The sequence below is a fragment of the Bremerella alba genome (genome assembly GCF_013618625.1).
Lineage (GTDB): Bacteria > Planctomycetota > Planctomycetia > Pirellulales > Pirellulaceae > Bremerella > Bremerella alba.
This window is the reverse complement of the sequence record NZ_JABRWO010000017.1, coordinates 1-18006: the sequence shown is the minus strand read 5'-3', so window position 1 is coordinate 18006 and position 18006 is coordinate 1. Positions and strand designations below refer to the sequence as shown.

Below are 18006 nucleotides of genomic sequence, written 5' to 3'. Positions count from 1 at the left end.
TGCGGAAACAAGACTTGCGTTGTTGCCCGAAAGTTTTTAGAAGGTTTGGCACGCCTAGTGCATTACTGAAAGACAAGCTCGTACGAAGTGTTCCCTGAACGTCATCGTGCAACCTCCAACTTCTCGTTGCGTCTGTCCAACAAAACGAGACCCCGTTTGATAACAATGTCCGTCTCCTGATTAGGCCGGTTCACCCCCGCAGTGAACCGGCCTTTTTTTGTTCTTGCCGTTCTGCATTCAGTTTGCTGTTTTCAGCAAGGGAACAGTGGATGCCGGTGGGGGAAAAACGCTTTTTCGTTAAAATAACGGGTGGTACCTGCTTCCACTGCCCGCTTACGCTTCCGAGAAAGTCACCTCGTTGGACGCCAGCCAAGCCGATTCCGATTCGCCTCAATATCAGGAAGCCCTGGATTGGTTGTTCCAGCGGATCAATTACGAACGCACCACCGATATTCCTTACCGGTCGCGGAACTTCGCACTCGATCGGATGCAGGCCTTCATGCAGCTGCTGGGCAATCCGCAGCATCGCCTGAAGATCGTTCATGTCGCCGGCACCAAGGGGAAAGGTTCGACTTCGGCGTTCCTTTCCAACATTCTTTGGAAAGCTGGCCACCGCGTGGGACGCTTCACCTCGCCCCATTTAGAGCGGCTGGAAGAACGTTATTGGCTTGATGGCGGAAACTGCACGGCAGAAGACATCGTGGAACTGGTCAGCGCCGTTCGTCCGGTCGTTGCCCAAATGGATGCCAACTCGAGTGCGGAAGATCGCTTGACCTTCTTCGAGATCACCACGGCCATGGGCTTTCTACTGTTTGCCGAACGGGGAGTCGATTTCGCCGTCATAGAAGTGGGCCTCGGTGGGAGACTCGACTCGACCAATGTCTGTCACCCTCTTCTGTGCATCATCACCAGCATTAGCCGCGATCACACCGCACTGCTGGGAGACACTTTGGCGGAAATCGCCGGAGAGAAAGCAGGCATTATCAAACCGCAGGTCCCAGTCATTAGTGGTGTGATGGCGCCGGAAGCTCAAGAGGTTATCGCGGACGTTGCCACGCAGAATCGCTCGACACTCGATCAACTGGGCGATCAGTTTACAAGCGTCCCCCTGCCGGACTCTTGGAAAGAAGCGGATGCCGGCAGCCCCTTTCAACAGGCGTTTGAGTTCCAGTGGCAATCGTCTGCCCGACAGCAGCTGGTCGTCAGCGTCAAAGGAGACCACCAGGTTGCCAACGCAGGCCTGGCTGTGGCGGCTGTCGAAAAGCTACGCGAACTGGGACACGAAATCTCGCCGGAAGCCCTTCAGTCTGGCCTTCAAGCGACGCAGTTACCGGCGCGGATCGAGTGTTGTTCCGACCGTCCGATCGTCATCGTAGACGCCGCCCATAACGATGCTTCCGCCGCGGCGCTGGTACGTGTTCTGCTGAAGCACTTCCCCGATCGGCGACGTCATCTGGTCTTCGCATCCAGCGGCGATAAGGACCATGCAGCGGTGCTTTCGCAGCTGCTGGGCGCGTTTGATCAGGCTTGGTTTACGAAATATGGTTTCAGCACCCGATCGACCAGTCCGCAGGAACTTTTGAAAGTGATCGAAACGGTTGATTACGACCGATCGTTGCCAATTCATACGACTGATGAGGCCAAGGTCGCCTTCCATGAAGCGTTGAACGCGATGGGTAAGGAAGACGTGCTCGTCGTCACAGGTTCGTTTTTCATCGCCGCCGAGTTCAAACGGTTTTGGCGCGAGGTGGGGGCCGATCGCCAAGCAGCCGCTTCTTCGGCAACCCAGTAGCTATTTCGTGTTCCGCTCGATGGTGCCGCTCCAAGAAGCGGGGCATTGGTTCTGGAAACCCTGCATGTACTGTAGCAGTAGGTTTCTCGGTCCGAACTGCGTGGGAAGCGACTGGAGGATGGAAATTGCTTGAGGCCAGTCGCCTTCTTCAAACAGGATGAGCGCTTGCGAGAACTCGGGCAACCAGGCGATCTCCCCCGAGTTAACGGTGAATATCTGCGTTTCTTGCCGCAAGCCTGATAAGCGAAAGCTGCCTAAGCGTAGAAACGTATTGGGGGGCATCGATGGGTGACTTTGCAATTGAGTCACGGCGTGATCGTCGAGCAAAAGGGGAATGCCTAGGGGTTTGGTCATTCCTTCAATTCGCGAAGCCAAGTTCACCGGAGGGCCGAACGCGGTCACTTTGACTTGGTCGCGGCTTCCGATCATGCCGGCGACGGCCTGTCCGGCGGCGATGCCAATGCCAGCTTTGGCTGGCGTGTCGCTGCACAGAAACTCGGTGCCGGCTAAAGTTTGCACGATCTCCCAGGCAGCCTGAATGCCGCCCAGTGGGTTCTCGGATGCGGAAACAGGCCAGCCCCAAAAGCCCATGACCGCGTCCCCATGAAAGTCACCGATCACGCCCTGCTGCGCGAGGATCGCTGAGGTGATAATCGAAAGGGTTTCGCTTGTCTGATGCAGATGAGGAATCAAACGATCGATGTTGTCTTCAGTCGCGGCCGAAAAGCCACGTAGGTCACAAAACAAGACCATCAAGCCAGCCTCGCGCGGGGCCAGGTAGCTTTCAATGTCGGTCGAAACGTGATCGAGTAAACCTGGCGTAAAAAACTGGTTCAGCTGCGATTGCCGGCGTTCTAAGGCCATATTGCGAGAAAGGTTTGCGAACGTGGAACCCACCAGTTCCGCAAACTTGATGTCGTCCTGCAGGATCTCTACCTCCGTAAGATTCCCTTCGAGCCGTGCGCGTTTGCCAGAAATGTACAAGGCCGCCACTTGATTCAGTTTGATCTCCAGGGGGATGCACATCGCCCAGTCGTGCCCTGCGATTTGCGTGAAGTCTGCTGTGGCCGGGTCGGGTTCATTGGGCCAGACATGCAAGACGCACATATGGGAAGTCGTCGCGTTTTCGATCAGGCTTTGGCTTGAGCCCCCCGGCGTCGAAACACCATCGCGGCTATCCCAGGCAATCGGCGAGAAGGTCTTGGTATCCCCATCCAGCGATTGCTCTAGCAGTTGAACATCGGTTGCGTGCGGAATACCGTGCAAAAGCTGCTGCAGGGCGATGGTGATCAACTGGTCGTGGTCGGTCGAAGCGGTCATCTTCGAGACGAGTTCGGTCAACAGCTCGATTCGGCCAGGTGTCTTGCGAAAGGATGTGCGGCGGATCTCTTCCGGACGAATCGTGACTTCCGTACGGGGGCTGCGATGCGGCAGCGGCATTGTCGGTTCCGAGTTTTCGAGTAGGAACTCGGTATGCCCAATGACAAAGTGTTGGCCTGGGTCGAGCATGAACGAGATCCGCGGACGCGAGCCAAAGAAGATGGGATTGGCCGCTTCTTCGATTTTGCGGATCTCCAGTTGCACCCCATTCCAGTTGAGCTGGGCATGCTGCGAGGAGATTTGCTTATCCCACACTACCGGGTATTTCTGCGTAGAACGCCCGAGGGTAAATGACTGATTGGGAACCAGTCGTCGACGCCATCGCTGAGAGGAGAGCGTGTCTCGGGCGAACAATTCAGCCATTCTGGCCCCTGATTTATGATTTAGTACCCGTCTTGGACGGCACCACGATGGTCGTCAATTCGTGCGGTGGGATGACGCTACTCGAATCGGCGGATGCCATGGCCCCGACTTTAACGCGACGCAGAGCCCTGACCACAAAATACCAGAGCGTCACCACTACGATAATAATCAGACTGGCAGCAAGTACCGCCTGACGAGAAAGTTGGTCTCCTAGCTCATGGATGGGTTTCACGGCGAATTGGTGGTCTTCCTGCACAACAACGACAAGGCCTGTGGAACCGGGGTCTTCCGTGGCCTGGCGATTGCGCTGAGGTAGCGAAACCCGTTTGGCGGCAAAAATCCAGTTCTTGTCATACGCCTCGCCTAACTCGTCGCGGCTAATGGGGTCTTGGCCAACGACGGGGGTTCCTGCTTCGAATTGGTCGAGTTTGACGCGATATTTATCCTCTTCCGAAAACCGGATCGGGACCATTTCGCGGTTCTCGAGCATTTGGTCGTACAGCGGGTGTTGCAGGATGACGCCTTGGGTGGGGGCGTCGCGGCCATCGACCAGCACGGCGAACTGATGCTCGGCCGGCTCTAAACTGGTGAACTTGCCGACATCGATCGACATGGCCACAATCCCCACGATCTTGCCGTTGGTACGCAGGGGAGTCGACATGGCGACCTTCCAAGTGCCAGAAGCCGTGCTGAGAAAGACCGCCGAGAGGTGCGTTTCTTGAATGGGCTCAGGCGTCGGTGCGGTACGCGAGAGATCGGCGCTACCTCCTTGGAAATAAGTTCGATAACCGAAATAACCCCCAATCGGAGAGACCGCCGGATCGGAATCGAACGACGAGGCGATATGAAATCCCTCGGCATCGGTTACAAACCAACTGGCCGTATTCTTTTGCGAAGGGAGTTCAAACTGTGCCCGGATACGATCTTGCAGCGCCTGACGCTTGGGGTGCTGCTGAAACGAGAGCCGTTCGGGCGTTTGGTTGGCGCCGGTTGCCCGCTCTTGGTGAAGCTTTTCGAGCAGTTCGCCCAGGTCTGGGTCGTAGATGGTATTGAGATAAAGGTCCAGGAACTCAGGATCGGCCGCGAGACGCTCCACCTCTTCAAATCGGCCATTAATGGCATGCGAAACATTGGTGGCAGCGAGTTCGGCAGCAAATTGATTGCTTTCATGAGCTTTGGCAATCATGGCGTCTTCGCTGGTACGCATCACCTCGGTGTAATTCCGCCACCCGAAGAGCAACCCGATTGTCAGCAGTAACGCAGGCCCCAAAATACCTAGCATGATTAAAGGGCGGCGGTAACGATTACGTTCGCGCTCGTTGAGCGCATCGAACATTTCCTGGACGTTGTGATATCGCTGGCGTGGATTGACGGCGATGGCCCGATCGATGATCTGGATCAGCTCTCGGTCGACACCCCGGATCTTTTTATGGGCATCGGGCAGGGGAGACAACGCGATCAGCTTACGGTATTTCTCTAAACGGTCACGGAGCCCTGATGTGGAGTCAATTTCCCCCACACTGGAAGACGAGCGAAACGGAGGTTCGCCCACGAGCATCGTATAGAGCAGTGCCCCCAACGCGTAGACATCCCAGCGGACGTCCGGCGAGGCCTCGATGTCGGCTTGTTCTGGGGCCATAAAGAACAACGTCCCCAAAGCAGGCCGCTGGTCGCTAGAGAGCCGCGATTGGCCGAAATCGGCAATACGTGCCTTACCGTCTTGATCGAGTAGGATATTGGCCGGCTTCAGATCACAATGGAAGATGCCTTTCCCGTGAGCATGCAACAGACCAATCACGACGTCTTTGAATTTGTTGATCGCGTCCTCGACCTCCATGGCCCCTCCACGTCGCAGGAGATCTTCCAGCGAACCATTAGGGAGGTATTCCATGACATAATAGGGAGGTTCCGCGTTCCAACCCACTTCCAACAGCTGGACGACGTAGCGATCGGCCGAAAGGAAGACGAGTTTTTCAACTTCCGACGCAATCAGACTTTCATCCAAGGCCCCACGATGGTGGTAGATTTTGATGGCGACCCGGCGTCCCGTATTCTGGGCGGTGGCAACCCACACTTCGCCATAGGCACCGCGTCCCAGCAACGAATCCATATCGTAGCCAGGGATCTCGCAAGGAGGCTTCCCCTTAGGGCGGCTTAGATGTTTCGCCGCACTTAGTTGCCCCGGCGTTTGTTTTTGGGTTTCTTCCAGGCTCATAAGATCGCAAGAGTTCGAAGATTGGGTCGATCGCCACATTTTACGGCCAATTTGCTTGAGTACCAATCGCTACTAACCACCCTTGCCGCCAGACAATGAAAAATGCCTTGTTAGGGTTATCCCCAGCGGGCGAAAAAAGTTGACAACGAAAGGAAAGTTTCATGCTGTGTCCCTCGCTTCGCTTGCTATCGCTGGGCTGGCTGTTAGTTGCCATCGTGGGTAGTGCCAGCCAGGCTTATGCTCAAAAGGGTGAAACCGAGCCCCGCTTGGATGGCGAGGATGGTCGACCGCTGGCGATCGGAGAGTTTCGTCCCGAGGCGACCCTGAAGGTCCGCCAGACGAATCTGACCCGCGCCAAGTTCCCCGTCGTCGACGACCACACCCATTTTCGGTACCGCTTGAAGCACTCGCCTGAACAACTAGACGATTTCGTCGGCGTGATGGATCGCAACAATATTGCGTTGTGCGTGAGTCTCGATGGAAAGCTGGGGGATGATTTCGACGGCCATGCCCAATATTTGTGGACCAAGTACCCCGATCGGTTTTTGATTTACGCCAACATCGACTGGCAAGGTGCCGGAGACCCCGACAAGCCGGAGACCTGGGCCTGTCAGCGGCCCGAATTTGGGCGGCGGATGGCTCTGGAGTTAGCTGAAGTGAAAAAGAAGGGGGCCAGTGGGCTCAAACTCTTCAAGCAGTTTGGATTGGGGTATCAAGACGCCGACGGCTCGCTGCTGAAGATCGACGATCCCCGTTGGGACCCCATCTGGAAGGCATGTGGTGAACTGGGTCTGCCGGTCATCATTCATACGGCAGACCCTATGGCGTTCTTCGATCCAATCGACAAAACGAATGAGCGCTGGGAAGAGTTGTCTCGCCATCCTGACTGGAGCTTCTACGGCGACGAGTTCCCCTCGCGCGAGGCTCTGCTGGCCGCACGCAATCGGGTGATCGAGCGTCACCCAGAGACAACCTTCGTTGGTGCGCACATGGCGAACAATTCCGAAGACTTGGCCGTCGTGGCGAAGTGGTTAGAGAAATACCCGAATCTCTATATCGAGCCGGCATCGCGTATTTCAGAACTGGGCCGCCAGCCCTATACGTCGCGCGATTTCATGCTGAAGTACCAAGATCGGATCCTCTTCGGCACCGATGGTCCCTGGCCGGAAGAACGTTTGCATTACTATTGGCGTTTCTTCGAGACCTACGACGAGTATTTTCCCTATTCCGAGAAAGTCCCCCCACCCCAAGGGCTGTGGTACATCTTCGGGATTGGTCTCCCGGATGATGTTTTGAAGAAGATCTATCACGAGAACGCGGCGAAAGTGATCCCCGGGGTGAAAGAGAAGTTGAAGAAATACGTCGCAAAGCAGACGCCCTAGTCGTAGGATGCGAGCAGGGAGGCGAAGCCGACTGTATCGCATCACTGTTCTTTCAGGGGTGGTGCCAATGCGTCGTGCGGTCCGCTGACACTGCTCTTGCCTGAAAGCAGCATAGCGAACGGAACGGGCGTCCATCCGTAGTACTCGATAGGACCTAAGCCCGCTCATTCGTGGCAAATCGAGGTTTGTCGTTCTGGGTGACTACGATACATTGGGCAAACCTAAGCCGTCGCCTCACTGCATGCATCGCTAGCGGCTGCCCACGTTCACGGAGGAGATTCTCAAATGACCAGACATACATCCGTTGCCCTCGCGGCACTGACCCTTTCGTTGCTTACGGTGCATAGTGCCCTCGCCCAGCAAAGCCGCGAAGACATGATCGTGCGTCAGGCGACCGGCGTGCTGAACGAAGTCATGGCGATCCCGGCCAGTGGGATTCCCCACTCGATGCTCGCCAAGGCAGAAGGCGTCGTCGTCATCCCCAATATGATCAAAGGCGGCTTCGTCATTGGCGTTCGTCACGGGCGAGGTGTCGTGATGATTCGCGATGAAAATCGAGCCTGGCAGCCGCCGCAGTTCGTCACCATGACCGGTGGAAGTGTGGGCTGGCAAGCCGGAATTCAGGCAACCGACGTGGTTTTGGTGTTCATGACCCGCAACAGCGTTCAGGGGCTGCTTACCGGAAAGTTCACGATCGGCGTCGATGCGGCCGCAGCCGCGGGGCCCGTGGGGCGAAATGCTTCCGCCGGAACCGATTTGTCTCTGAAGAGCGAAATTTACTCGTACAGCCGTAGCCGCGGTTTGTTCGTCGGGGCTTCGGTCGATGGAAGTTCGTTGCAGATCGATCCGGCCGCCAATCGTAACTATTACGCCAGCACCGGCCTCACGCCTACCGGACAGCAAGCGACCAATACACCTGTGCTGCCTGCTTCGGCGGCTGAATTGCTGACCACCTTGACCAAATACTCGGACAACATGCGGGTCGAGCCGCAGCAGGTCGGTGCTTACGAAGCACCTCAGCAAACGGTCCAGCCTGCCCCCACCGTCGTGCAGCATGGCAGTATCAGTGTCGATCAGCTTCGGATGGAGCTCGCCGCCGCCTCGAATCGCCTGGGAAGCATGCTCGACGACCAGTGGAAGGCCTATCTCGGACTGCCGAAGCAGATCTACGAGCAAGGTCCGCACCCCAATCCGCAGATTCTGCAGGCCTGCATTGCCCGTTACGACCAGGTTGCCGGCAACGCCAATTACGCCCAGCTGACGCAGCGGCCTGATTTTCAGCATGTCCACGGGCTGCTGATTACCTATACCGATGCCCTCTCGGCCATGGCCGCCGAAAACGGAGCGATCAACTTGCCTCCGCCACCCGTGCAGGCCGCAGCCCAGCCGTAGTCAATACGGTCGCTGAAAGACATTTACTAGAAGGAGGTTCGCCGTGCGGACCTCCTTTTTTATTGCCTGCACGATCCCAGCGTTTGGGCGTGGTAATCTGCCGGCAAAAGGGGCCGGTTACGACGGTAAGCGGCAAGTCGTGCAGAACTAGCGGCTCTGGCCCTGTATGGTCAGCACCAGGTGGCGGCCGCTAGCGTGGTTACGGTGCTCGCACAGATAAATCCCCTGCCAGGTGCCTAAGTTGAGGTGCCCGTCGGTGATGGGGATGCTGAGGCTGCTGCCGATCATGGCCGCTTTGATATGGGCGGGCATGTCGTCGGGGCCTTCCATGGTGTGCACGTAGGGGAAATCTTCGGGGACGATATTCGAGAACCCCATCTCCAAATCGGTACGCACATCGGGGTCGGCGTTCTCGTTGATTCCCAGGCTGGCCGATGTGTGTTGAATGAAGATATTCAGCAAGCCAACCGAGATATCACGCAGTTCCGGCAACTCGGCGAGGACCTCACGGGTCACTAAATGGAATCCGCGAGAACGAGCACGGAGCGTTACTTCTTTTTGGATCCAAGCCATTTTGGCCCCCCAAGTGGAACAATCGTCGAGGAAAATTTCGAAGCAAGGAAAAAAGTTTTGGCAAGGGGCCTTGCCGGTTAACCCGTACAGCTTCACGGATTGTATTTTCTTCGGCAACCCGTCTGGTGAACCACCAATGTAGGTTAATTGTCCGTTAACTTGAAGCTAAGGTAGTTTTAGCTCTTAGTTACAGGAAGGTTTTTGCCTTTTGGCATTTCAAACATATGCTTTAGATCGGAAGGTATTGAATCGTTTGACCTTTGTAGAAAAACCTGCCTTGCGGCAACGCGCAGAAAATTCTATTGACACGTTAAGCGATCGATAAATAATCGTGTGCTTGATCAATCCTGAGGAGGATCTTTAGGAAAGGTCAGCGGCCAAGTCTCAAGACACATCGCCCTGCAAAGAATTTACTGATTTTTAAGGGTCGAAGTGGAGGTCGTCAGCACCGCAAGCCGAGAACTGTTTGGGTCTAGAGCCCCAAGTTCAATAAGCCGGCTGCATGCTGTCTCACGAGCGAACGGATATTGCTCTGAATACCCGCATAGGTCAGTCGGTAGAATTTCTGCCCACACTGCCCTTTGATCGATACGAACCATCCGGCTGAATAAGCCGTACACAAAATCACGCCTAGTGCGACCTTGTTTGAAAGTAGGTATTTTACAAGATGCAGAAGATTAAGAATGTTTTTGATGCGATCCTGAAGTTCGGCCACGATGAAGACTTCGTCCCGGATGCTGGTGATGAGTTTATTCCAACCGACGCTCCCGCTGGTTCCGAAGCAAAGATTCATGTCCTTCGTCGCCGAGTCGAGCAGGGTCTGCCGCTATGGCACGACGAAGACCGTTGCGATTACTCCGGTCTGACTGGTGCCATTCGTCCTCGTGAGTAAAGCTGACGAGGACGTATCGGATGATACAGGATGAATGAGGGGTCGGATACACCCCTCATTTTTTTATGCGCTGCCTGAATCAATTGGTTTGTTTTCAAATCTCACGCGTCTCGTAGGATGGCTACCAGCGTCGGCAGACGGCCATCAATTCGTCCGCCTGACGCACCAAACTGGGAAGATGGCATTCGCTCTTGTTGGGCCGTAGCCATCCTACGTGTTCCGCAATCATGCCTGCCCTCGGCATGATTAGGCCGCGATACGCATCGGTTTGGCTACCGGCTGGTTGATTTCCTGTGTGAAAACCAGCGTGATGCGTTCATCCTCCTCGGCCTCAATCTGATCGTGCAACTCGAGTTCGTCGCGCAGGATCAGTAAATTCGAAGGTGCTTGAATCCCCAGGCGAACCTTGTCAGCACCGACTTTAACTACGGTGATTAAGATCTCTTCGCCAAGTCGAAGCTTCTCACCTTCCTTGCGGGAAAGCACTAGCATATGAATAAACCTCCATGTTTATGTGTCGTAAGATGAAATTCGGATCCAGCGATCATGTGACGGTCGGCCAATCCATTAGCCGAGGGTCCTGATATCAGGCTGCCACCTGTAAGGCAGAAGCACTCGACAGTTGCGTTCTCAGGAACCGCTCGCCACTGGCTCCATAGAACAAGATCGTGTTTGTATCAGTCTCCCAGATGGCCGTGCATTTGACGCTACGAGGGCCGTGCAAGCAAAAGTAGATCCCGCAAGGATCTTCTGCCCGCACAATGACTCGCTCGGTCATGGGGAATACGCCCGGCTCAAGCTGTTCTTTGTCACATAGAATCTGGTAAATGTATTGCCGAAGGTGTTCCAACTGCGTGAAACACGGGGAATCAGCGGCCATAGGTTGGGGATACTCCGTATCTATCCTGCCAATGTCTCAATCGCCATCGAGAGTAGGCTGGTTGGGTAGTCTGGGTTAAGTGTTTGCAAAAGTAGGTATCGGCAGGGCACGCGTCAAAGTTTGACATAGATAGACTAGGAAGTATGGGAATTTTATTCGTTGTGCGCGAACAAAAAGCCCAGGCAACAAGATTGCCTGGGCTTTGATCTATTTCAGCAGAATTCGAGAGATTTTGAGACGCGAGGCCTTACTTTTTGACCTTTTCGTAGCGTGCAAAGGCAGCAGCGATATCAGCGTCTTCGGTCGTCCCCTCGTGAAGCAGAACGCGGTAGCGAAGGTTCATTGTCTTACCAGGCTCGATCGTGTGGTCGCCTGACTTGACGTCCTTGCCGACAAAGTCGTGGATGCCGAATGGGTTGGCTGCGAACAGACCGTACGTGCGGACGTGCCAGTGCGTTGGGTAACCATAGCTCGACGGGTGGTTCATGATGGTGATACCGACCGTCTTGTCCTTTACAGGGCCGTAGTAATCGACCCAAGCCGACTTCTTACCCCAAGCGTCTTTGTTCTTTTCGTCTTGGTCGTTAACAAGAGTGCCCCCCTTCTTGGCGTCCACTTTCATGGTTCCAGGGACACGAATGCCGAACGCACCTTCTTTGGTGTCGCCAAAGGTGACCGGCTCTTCGCCAGCGATCACGGTGACGTCATAGTCAAAGTACTGACGTCCCTCGTCGTGGCCGAAAGTGATGCTGCGGCGATCGTGGCAAAGCACCTTGCCCTCAGGCGTCTCCCAGCGGTTGAGCGACACGATCTGGGCTGTGTCGCCGTCGGTGACCTTCTCGAACTTCTCGTGGATGATCAGGCCGCCGACTCCGTCCTTTTCCAGCCAGAAGTCGGTGCCGTTGACCTTACCATGGGTGAACCACACACTGCGATGGTGGGGGTGGTCGTCCCGTTCGTGTTCGCCAGCGGCCTCCATCGGGTACTGACGCGTCATCGGCAGGCCGCCTGGGCCTAGCAGCGGGTAAAGAATCGGCTTCGAGCCGCTTTTGGTCAGATAGCGGGTCAGCAGCTTTCCGTCGAAATGAACGGTCAGGCCGTCGTCCTCTTGGACGATTTCATACGATTGAGCGACACAGACAGACGAAAAACCAACCAGCAATAGAATGCTAAACAGACGGATCATGCGCGGCATATCCTTACAATTCAGGTGGGATAGAGGAACAGTCAATCTTTACAGAACTGTTCTCATCGTACCTGAGAGATATTCCGCAATCCAGCAACCATTTACTTTTGTGGCGCGACAAACGCTGGTTTTACGTATTCGTCGAAGGAAACGGCATTGGCCTTTTCGAGGTCGGCCTGAATCGACTGAACCAGCTTGGTGTCGTCCTCCTGCAGCTTCCAGTGATACTCGTGCGTGCTGCGCAGTGAGATGCTTTTGGTAGGGTCGGCATGCCGGATTGTCTTGCGGACTTCAGCTGGAACGGCCCCTTTCGCACGAATCTGGCTGTTCAACTCCATGCGTGCCTGGGGCAAATCGCTACCGGCGCAGATGAAATTCAACAGGCAAGACCAGTCACAGAAGCGTGCGTAATCGACGACGATCGGCTGATTCTCGATTTTGGTCACGTCTGCTTCATAAGTCAGCGGATCGCCAGCAAGTTTCAGCACCTGGTTTTGTGGATTGTAATTGGTCTCGAATTTGGGATCGCGGAGGAACGTCCACAGGGGGCCCTCAGGAAAAGTCCCATGCGATTTGAAATAGGTCGAGTGCTGCAGCACGTTTTGCGTGGTCAGAATGAGTTTCACGCTTCGCTGTGGATCCAGCAGCGTAATTTGGCCCGAGTCGTAGTCGATGATCGTTACCTGACGCGGCGGAGTGGTGACCACGTCGTAGACCTTGGTTCCCTGAAAGACCGTCTGATAGGTGACCGCTGGAATCCGGGCATTGCCCCGAAAGATCTGCGTAGTCACTTGAAAGTCGGCGGCGGCGCTCACGCACACGAAAGAGGCCCAGGCGGTCAGGATAGCGGTCGAAAGCAATGCAGTTTTCACGATATCGATCTGCTCGGCGAAAAAGTCGTATAGGTAGGGGAACTCCGATTGCGGAGAACCATACCTAAATCGCTTGCCTGAGGTCCAGATGAATCGGCTACAGCGTGCTAGCATGCCGCCGACTTTCGCGATCGGCCCAATAGATAGGCTCTGGCGAGCGATGCCCATTCAAGCAGCGTTCGACAATTTCGAGCATCGCCTGGTCGTCCACTCCGAAGCCTCGTGAAACATAGATCGGGTGCTTCGTCTTCGTATGCGGCACGATCGCATAGCCGAGGATCTCGTCTGGCTGGTCTTTCGACACGACAATGGGTTCCCACTTACCGACGCGAAGCTCAGGCACCCGTAGCACTCCGCATATCAGCTTCTTAGCCACACCAATCGTTGGAATTCCGGCGAGCCCGCCTAGCATCGTGGCGATCCCCATCCGCCGCGGATGCAGCCGCCCGTTGCCATCGACCAGCAGCACGTCCGGCAATGTGCCTGCTACCTGCATATCGGCGAGCAGATTCAAGTGCAATGGGATCTCACGAAACGCCAGATAGCCGGTGATATAGGGAAATTCTGCTGCGCCCACATAGGTCTGCGTGCCGATCGTAGTTTTCCCATCCACTTGCATACGGCTACAGGCCGCCACGGCTTGGACCTTGCCGTAGGAAACATCGATGCCGCCGATCGCTTCAATGTCTTCAAGTCGAAACGCCGGTTCTGCCGGGCTCTCAAAATCAAGCTGCCATGCTTTTAACTCGGAGAGCGAGCGACCAATCGGTGGCAGCTGGGCGCGGTAGGTTTCAAGATGGACGGTTTCTTTCGCAATCACAACTCCTTCGGCACGCAGCAACTCAGTCTTGGTCTCGCTGCTGCCAGAGTAGTGCAGACCGATCTCCCCCGTCGAGCGCACCACGCGATGCGAAAAGTCCGCCACGCGGCAAGTGGGATCGAGCAGATACGTCGCCACCCAGCGGCTGGCCGCGATATCGCCGAGCGACTTGGCCAGATCGCCATAGGTGGCAACGCTTCCCGGCGCGATCGAACGAACCAGCTGGTCGACCTGGTCCCTTAAATTCGGGATACCAGCGACGAACGAGTCGGCAACTTCACGAAGATCAGGACTGGCCATTTAGGCAGACCTTGGTTTCAAGGAGTATCGCTAGCATAAACTTCCCACGAAGCACAAACGCACCGCGAAAGGCCAAACAGGCCAATACCCACGACCGCCCCCAAGGCATCGGCCGCAAGATCCAGCGGATCGGCCGTGCGACCGGCAACCAGCATTTGGGTCACTTCGTCGAAGATGCCCAGGCCCACCATTGCCAATGCGACCGTCGCCGCCAGCGTGAGCGACCATCGATAGTTCCAAACGGTCGCAGCTATTAGTGTCGTAATGGCCAGAACCGCGTAGATCGCAGCATGCACGACTTTATCGACGTGCGGAAATAGGGCTTGCTGCTGGGGATCTGACATGGGCCAGTGCGTTGCCGTGAAAGCAATTGCCCACAGCCCCAAAAGGACGATGGTGGCTATCAGCGGCATTTTTCGCTGTGACATCAATGGCTTTCTTGGCAGATAAAAACGAGGAGCTTCCAGACTACTCGACGCCTGAGGGGCTCACAACCACGTTGTGTCTTGCGAGAATCGCCCCGAATCTAGTATCGTCTGTAGCGAATATAGGTTCTGGGCAATTTCCTGATCACGAGCACAACCCCCAAATCAACGCATGGCCATTCTGATCACCGGCGGAGCCGGTTTCATTGGTAGTCACCTGACGCAGATCTTGCTGAAGCAATCCGACGCGCAGCTTGTCAGTATCGATAACTTCAACGATTACTACGATCCGGCGCTCAAGCGAGAAAACGTCAAGCCGGTGGCCGACGAACCGCGGGTAACGCTCATCGAAGGGGACTTTTGCGATTCGGCTGCTATGAAGCGGCTGTTCGACGAGCACGATATCGACCAGGTGGTGCATCTGGGTGCGATGGCTGGCGTGCGGATCAGCGTGCAGAAGCCAGAGATGTACCAGCACGCCAATGTCGCCGGGACCTTGAGTTTGCTCGAAGCGGCCAGGCATCATCCTGTGAAGCGTTTCCTTCTGGCCTCGTCTTCCACGGTCTACGGCAAGGGTGCTGGTGTTCCCTTTTGCGAAGATGTCCCGCTTGGTATTCCGGCCAGTCCGTACGGGGCCACCAAGCGGGCCGCCGAGTTATTGTGTTTGACCTACCATCAACTGCACGGCGTTCCGACGGCGTGTCTTCGTCCGTTCAGTGTTTATGGACCACGGCTGCGGCCTGACCTGGCCCTGACGATCTTCGCCAAGGCCGTGCACGAAGGGACCCCAATTCCCCTGTTCGGCGACGGCAGCATCCGCCGCGACTTCACCCATGTCAGCGACATCTGCCAAGGCTTCATTTCCGCGCTCACCGCAGACGGGGTCGTCGGGCAAGAGATCAACATAGGGCACAGCGACCCGATCGAGATGCGGCGGTTGATCGAGCTTCTCGAGAAGTCGTTCGGCAAAAAGGCCGTCATCGACTATCAGCCTGAGCGGCCTGAGGACCTGCCAATCACCTACGCTAATCTCGAAAAGGCCGAGCAGCTGCTTGGTTACGGCCCAAAAGTACTGATCGAAGAGGGCATCCAGGAATACGTCGATTGGTTCCGCGACTGGCACGGCTAATGGAATCGGCGTCATCGGCTTGGTAAGCTGGAAGGGTCCGCCACGTGGACGCGAAATGCGTTTCGATCCAACTTCCTGCCTGCAAGTAATTCACGCCATGCGCACCATAACCAATGCTCTCGCTCTGTCGACTCTTCTTCTGATTGCCCTGCCAGTGCTGGCCGAAGAGGCCCAAGAAAAGCCGAAGGCCAAGTCTCTGTTCGACGGCAAAACGCTCGAGCACTTCGACGTGCCCCAGTTTGGCGGCGAAGGCGCCGTCGAAGTCAAAGATGGCGTCATCACGATGGGGCAGGGGGCAATGCTGACCGGCATTACCTACAAAAACGCGGACTTCCCCCGGTCGAACTACGAACTGACCTGGGAAGCCCGGCGAACAATGGGCATCGATTTCTTCGCCGCCGTCACGTTCCCCGTGAAAGACAAGTACTGCAGCTTCGTCCCCGGCGGCTGGGGCGGAGCCGTCGTCGGCCTCAGCAACGTCGACGGCGCTGACGCTTCGGAAAACGAAACAACCACCTACATCGCCTTCAAAGACGAGCAGTGGTACCAGTTCAAGCTCCGCGTAACCGACAAAAAAATCGAAGCCTGGATCGACGGCAAACAGGTAATCGACGTAACCCTGGAAGGAAAGAAGATCTCGACGCGAAGCGAAGTCGATCTATCAGAACCGATGGGAATTGTCGCCTGGCAAAGTGCCGGAGAGATCCGGAAGATCGAACTGCGGGTTTTGGGAGAGTAGGTTTCTTGCCTAAGCACGATGGGGAAATACAGCATCTCTTGCAGGCGTGTTTTTGCTCAACGAATATGAGTGGTAAATCAAACCCGTTTGAGTCGCCAAAGTCACGTCAAAGCGGAATTGTGGACGGTGAGTCACATATCGTGCGGCAGGCCAATCGGCGACTACCGCATATCGTAGCCATTGGGCCGATTGTGGTAGCCGCAGTTGCTCGGAGTTGGGAGACAGGAAAGCGGGTAGGTCTCTTTTCTCGTTCTGGGCATCAGCACGTTGTGTCATGCCCAGGTACGAATTCAAGAAAAAAGACCCCCGTCCCCTTATCTTCATTTGCGAAGAACGTAACGCAGAGATTCATGCCAATGTCAAGTCGCTGAGCCGGAGGTTATACAGTGTCTTTCCGAACTTATTCGTAACCACAAGCTCACCGTCCGATTGTGCAATGTCCTTGAATTGATGGGCGAAGATGAGTTCATCTGGCTTGGTATTGAGAATTGGCCTCTCAAAGAGAAGCTCGTTACCTTTTTTGATGGAGAGAGTTAAGACAAACTCGGTCATGGTCAATTCGCATTGCAAGCTCACTACTAGTCCGTTACTGAGTCGTTTCTTCTTGTGCTCCCACTGATTTACATACCGGCAGGAGCGAAATTCTTCCACTGCTGAGTGAAGGGAAGAAAGCGGTATAACATACGATTTCTGACACTTTGTTAGCCCTCTCTCAAGCATCTCAAGAAAGAACTCGTGATGTTCTTCGTCTTTCAGGTTTTCATACCGAGCACGATCAAAGTGTACTTCCGGAACTAGGGCATTTTCAGAAACAATGTGGCACTCCTCACCTGGCTCATCCCGCCCTTGTACGCAGATCTTGCTGAAACCGTCAGCATTGAATTTCTCTTCTTTCAGACGCCGCTCGATGAAGTTGCAGATGTATCGAGTCCGGAAACCGAACTCTGTAACGAGCGGATCAGGGTACTCTGAAGGATTTAGATACAGGTAAATGTGCTTGAGAATCATCATGGCCTCGTGTGTTTTGTTGGTGAGGGAGAAAAGAGGGAAACAAGGGGACGGGGTTCTTTTTCTCTAACTACTCTTACGCGGCCGCCCGCGGGGGCGGAGGGTGTAACTCAAGCCGGAACGCTGGGCCTCGGCTTGTGTCCATTCTTGATTGCCATAGGGTCGGCCGCGGCTGACGCATTGGCGGAGCGCGCCGAGCTCTTTCTCGCTAAGTGATTCGTTCACACGTTGGAGCCAGTGGGGCGTTCGAGCAATTGGCCAGGGAGAAAGCAGCCGGGGCTCCCGATCGGCTTTGTTCGTCCAACGCCACAGTGAACTCCAACGCCAGTCTTCGGCTCGCTTGACCAGGCTGGCCCGAAGCGGGTTCCGCTCGACATAACGACAGACTACCAAGAAGTGTTTGTCGTCGGCAATTGGAAAGCTCTTGAACCGAGACTGGTACAAATGCCCCTCGCCCGTCGTTTGATAATGAGCGTGGTAACGCTGCGTGTGCGTGGCCGTGACCCAGCGGAGCATCCGCCCCATCATGCCGTCTTGCTCGGGTCGAAGGATCAAATGCCAATGATTGGGCATCAACGTCAGTGCGAAGAGCTCGACCGGGTAACGCCGCAGCCCTTCGCCCAGCACGCGAAGAAATGCTTCATAGTCTTCCTCTTTG

17 protein-coding genes are annotated in these 18006 nt (G+C 55.5%); 6 read left to right on the top strand and 11 right to left on the bottom strand.

Going from position 1 to position 18006, the window contains the following annotated elements; translation table 11 throughout:
- The first annotated feature begins 358 nt into the window (after positions 1–358).
- Positions 359–1792 carry a bifunctional folylpolyglutamate synthase/dihydrofolate synthase gene (locus tag HOV93_RS23455; RefSeq protein ID WP_207398994.1) on the top strand — a complete coding sequence of 478 codons (1434 nt, stop codon included), beginning with the start codon at positions 359–361 and terminating at the stop codon, positions 1790–1792.
- On the opposite strand, the gene HOV93_RS23450 is transcribed toward HOV93_RS23455, so the two are convergent.
- The gene (locus tag HOV93_RS23450) at positions 1793–3535 is read right to left on the bottom strand and encodes an adenylate/guanylate cyclase domain-containing protein (protein ID WP_207398993.1); all 1743 of its coding nucleotides are present in this window, start codon (positions 3533–3535) and stop codon (positions 1793–1795) included. It abuts the gene before it with no gap.
- A 13-nt stretch (positions 3536–3548) separates the two neighbouring features.
- Entirely contained in the window at positions 3549–5750 is a 2202-nt protein-coding gene (locus HOV93_RS23445; RefSeq protein WP_207398992.1) for a serine/threonine protein kinase, read from the bottom strand.
- Positions 5751–5911: 161 nt separating this feature from the next.
- Between HOV93_RS23445 and HOV93_RS23440 the strand changes: the two genes are divergently transcribed.
- Together HOV93_RS23440 and HOV93_RS23435 are read left to right on the top strand one after the other, a co-directional pair.
- The gene (locus tag HOV93_RS23440) at positions 5912–7132 is read left to right on the top strand and encodes an amidohydrolase family protein (RefSeq protein ID WP_207398991.1); all 1221 of its coding nucleotides are present in this window, start codon (positions 5912–5914) and stop codon (positions 7130–7132) included.
- A gap of 285 nt (positions 7133–7417) precedes the next feature.
- Complete coding sequence (locus HOV93_RS23435; protein ID WP_207398990.1) at positions 7418–8524, top strand: lipid-binding SYLF domain-containing protein; 1107 nt, start codon at positions 7418–7420, stop codon at positions 8522–8524.
- Between the two features lie 147 nt (positions 8525–8671).
- Here HOV93_RS23435 and HOV93_RS23430 read toward each other — a convergent pair whose 3' ends face one another.
- Positions 8672–9097: a secondary thiamine-phosphate synthase enzyme YjbQ gene (locus HOV93_RS23430; RefSeq protein WP_207398989.1), complete on the bottom strand. Its 426-nt coding sequence runs from the start codon at positions 9095–9097 to the stop codon at positions 8672–8674.
- A gap of 667 nt (positions 9098–9764) precedes the next feature.
- On the opposite strand from HOV93_RS23430, the gene HOV93_RS23425 reads away from it, so the two are divergent.
- Positions 9765–9989 (top strand): hypothetical protein, encoded by a 225-nt coding sequence (locus tag HOV93_RS23425; RefSeq protein WP_207398988.1) that lies wholly within the window; start codon positions 9765–9767, stop codon positions 9987–9989.
- 246 nt (positions 9990–10235) lie between these two features.
- On the opposite strand, the gene HOV93_RS23420 is transcribed toward HOV93_RS23425, so the two are convergent.
- The 6 genes from HOV93_RS23420 to HOV93_RS23395 all read right to left on the bottom strand — a co-directional run bounded on the left by HOV93_RS23420 (position 10236) and on the right by HOV93_RS23395 (position 14475).
- The gene (locus HOV93_RS23420; protein ID WP_207398987.1) at positions 10236–10481 is read right to left on the bottom strand and encodes a carbon storage regulator; all 246 of its coding nucleotides are present in this window, start codon (positions 10479–10481) and stop codon (positions 10236–10238) included.
- A 94-nt stretch (positions 10482–10575) separates the two neighbouring features.
- Positions 10576–10869, bottom strand: a complete 294-nt coding sequence (locus HOV93_RS23415) for a hypothetical protein (RefSeq protein ID WP_207398986.1) — start codon at positions 10867–10869, stop codon at positions 10576–10578.
- Between the two features lie 247 nt (positions 10870–11116).
- A complete protein-coding gene (locus tag HOV93_RS23410; RefSeq protein ID WP_207398985.1) occupies positions 11117–12055 on the bottom strand; it encodes a DUF6807 domain-containing protein in 939 nt (312 codons plus the stop codon).
- Between the two features lie 101 nt (positions 12056–12156).
- A complete protein-coding gene (locus HOV93_RS23405; RefSeq protein WP_207398984.1) occupies positions 12157–13041 on the bottom strand; it encodes a hypothetical protein in 885 nt (294 codons plus the stop codon).
- On the bottom strand, positions 13025–14047 hold the full coding sequence (locus HOV93_RS23400; RefSeq protein ID WP_207398983.1) for an endonuclease V: 1023 nt from the start codon (positions 14045–14047) through the stop codon (positions 13025–13027). The genes HOV93_RS23405 and HOV93_RS23400 overlap by 17 nt, the downstream gene beginning before the upstream one ends.
- 17 nt (positions 14048–14064) lie before the next feature.
- Positions 14065–14475 (bottom strand): VanZ family protein, encoded by a 411-nt coding sequence (locus HOV93_RS23395; protein ID WP_207398982.1) that lies wholly within the window; start codon positions 14473–14475, stop codon positions 14065–14067.
- A gap of 169 nt (positions 14476–14644) precedes the next feature.
- Here HOV93_RS23395 and HOV93_RS23390 point away from each other — a divergent pair, with 169 nt between their 5' ends.
- Both HOV93_RS23390 and HOV93_RS23385 read left to right on the top strand, forming a co-directional pair.
- On the top strand, positions 14645–15601 hold the full coding sequence (locus tag HOV93_RS23390; RefSeq protein WP_207398981.1) for a GDP-mannose 4,6-dehydratase: 957 nt from the start codon (positions 14645–14647) through the stop codon (positions 15599–15601).
- Positions 15602–15698: 97 nt separating this feature from the next.
- Positions 15699–16340, top strand: a complete 642-nt coding sequence (locus HOV93_RS23385) for a 3-keto-disaccharide hydrolase (protein ID WP_207398980.1) — start codon at positions 15699–15701, stop codon at positions 16338–16340.
- A 348-nt stretch (positions 16341–16688) separates the two neighbouring features.
- Here the strand turns inward: HOV93_RS23385 and HOV93_RS23380 are convergent, their stop codons facing one another.
- Both HOV93_RS23380 and HOV93_RS23375 read right to left on the bottom strand, forming a co-directional pair.
- Entirely contained in the window at positions 16689–17351 is a 663-nt protein-coding gene (locus HOV93_RS23380; RefSeq protein WP_207398979.1) for a hypothetical protein, read from the bottom strand.
- A gap of 63 nt (positions 17352–17414) precedes the next feature.
- A partial coding sequence (locus HOV93_RS23375; RefSeq protein ID WP_207398978.1) for a transposase occupies positions 17415–18006 on the bottom strand: 592 nt, incomplete at its 5' end.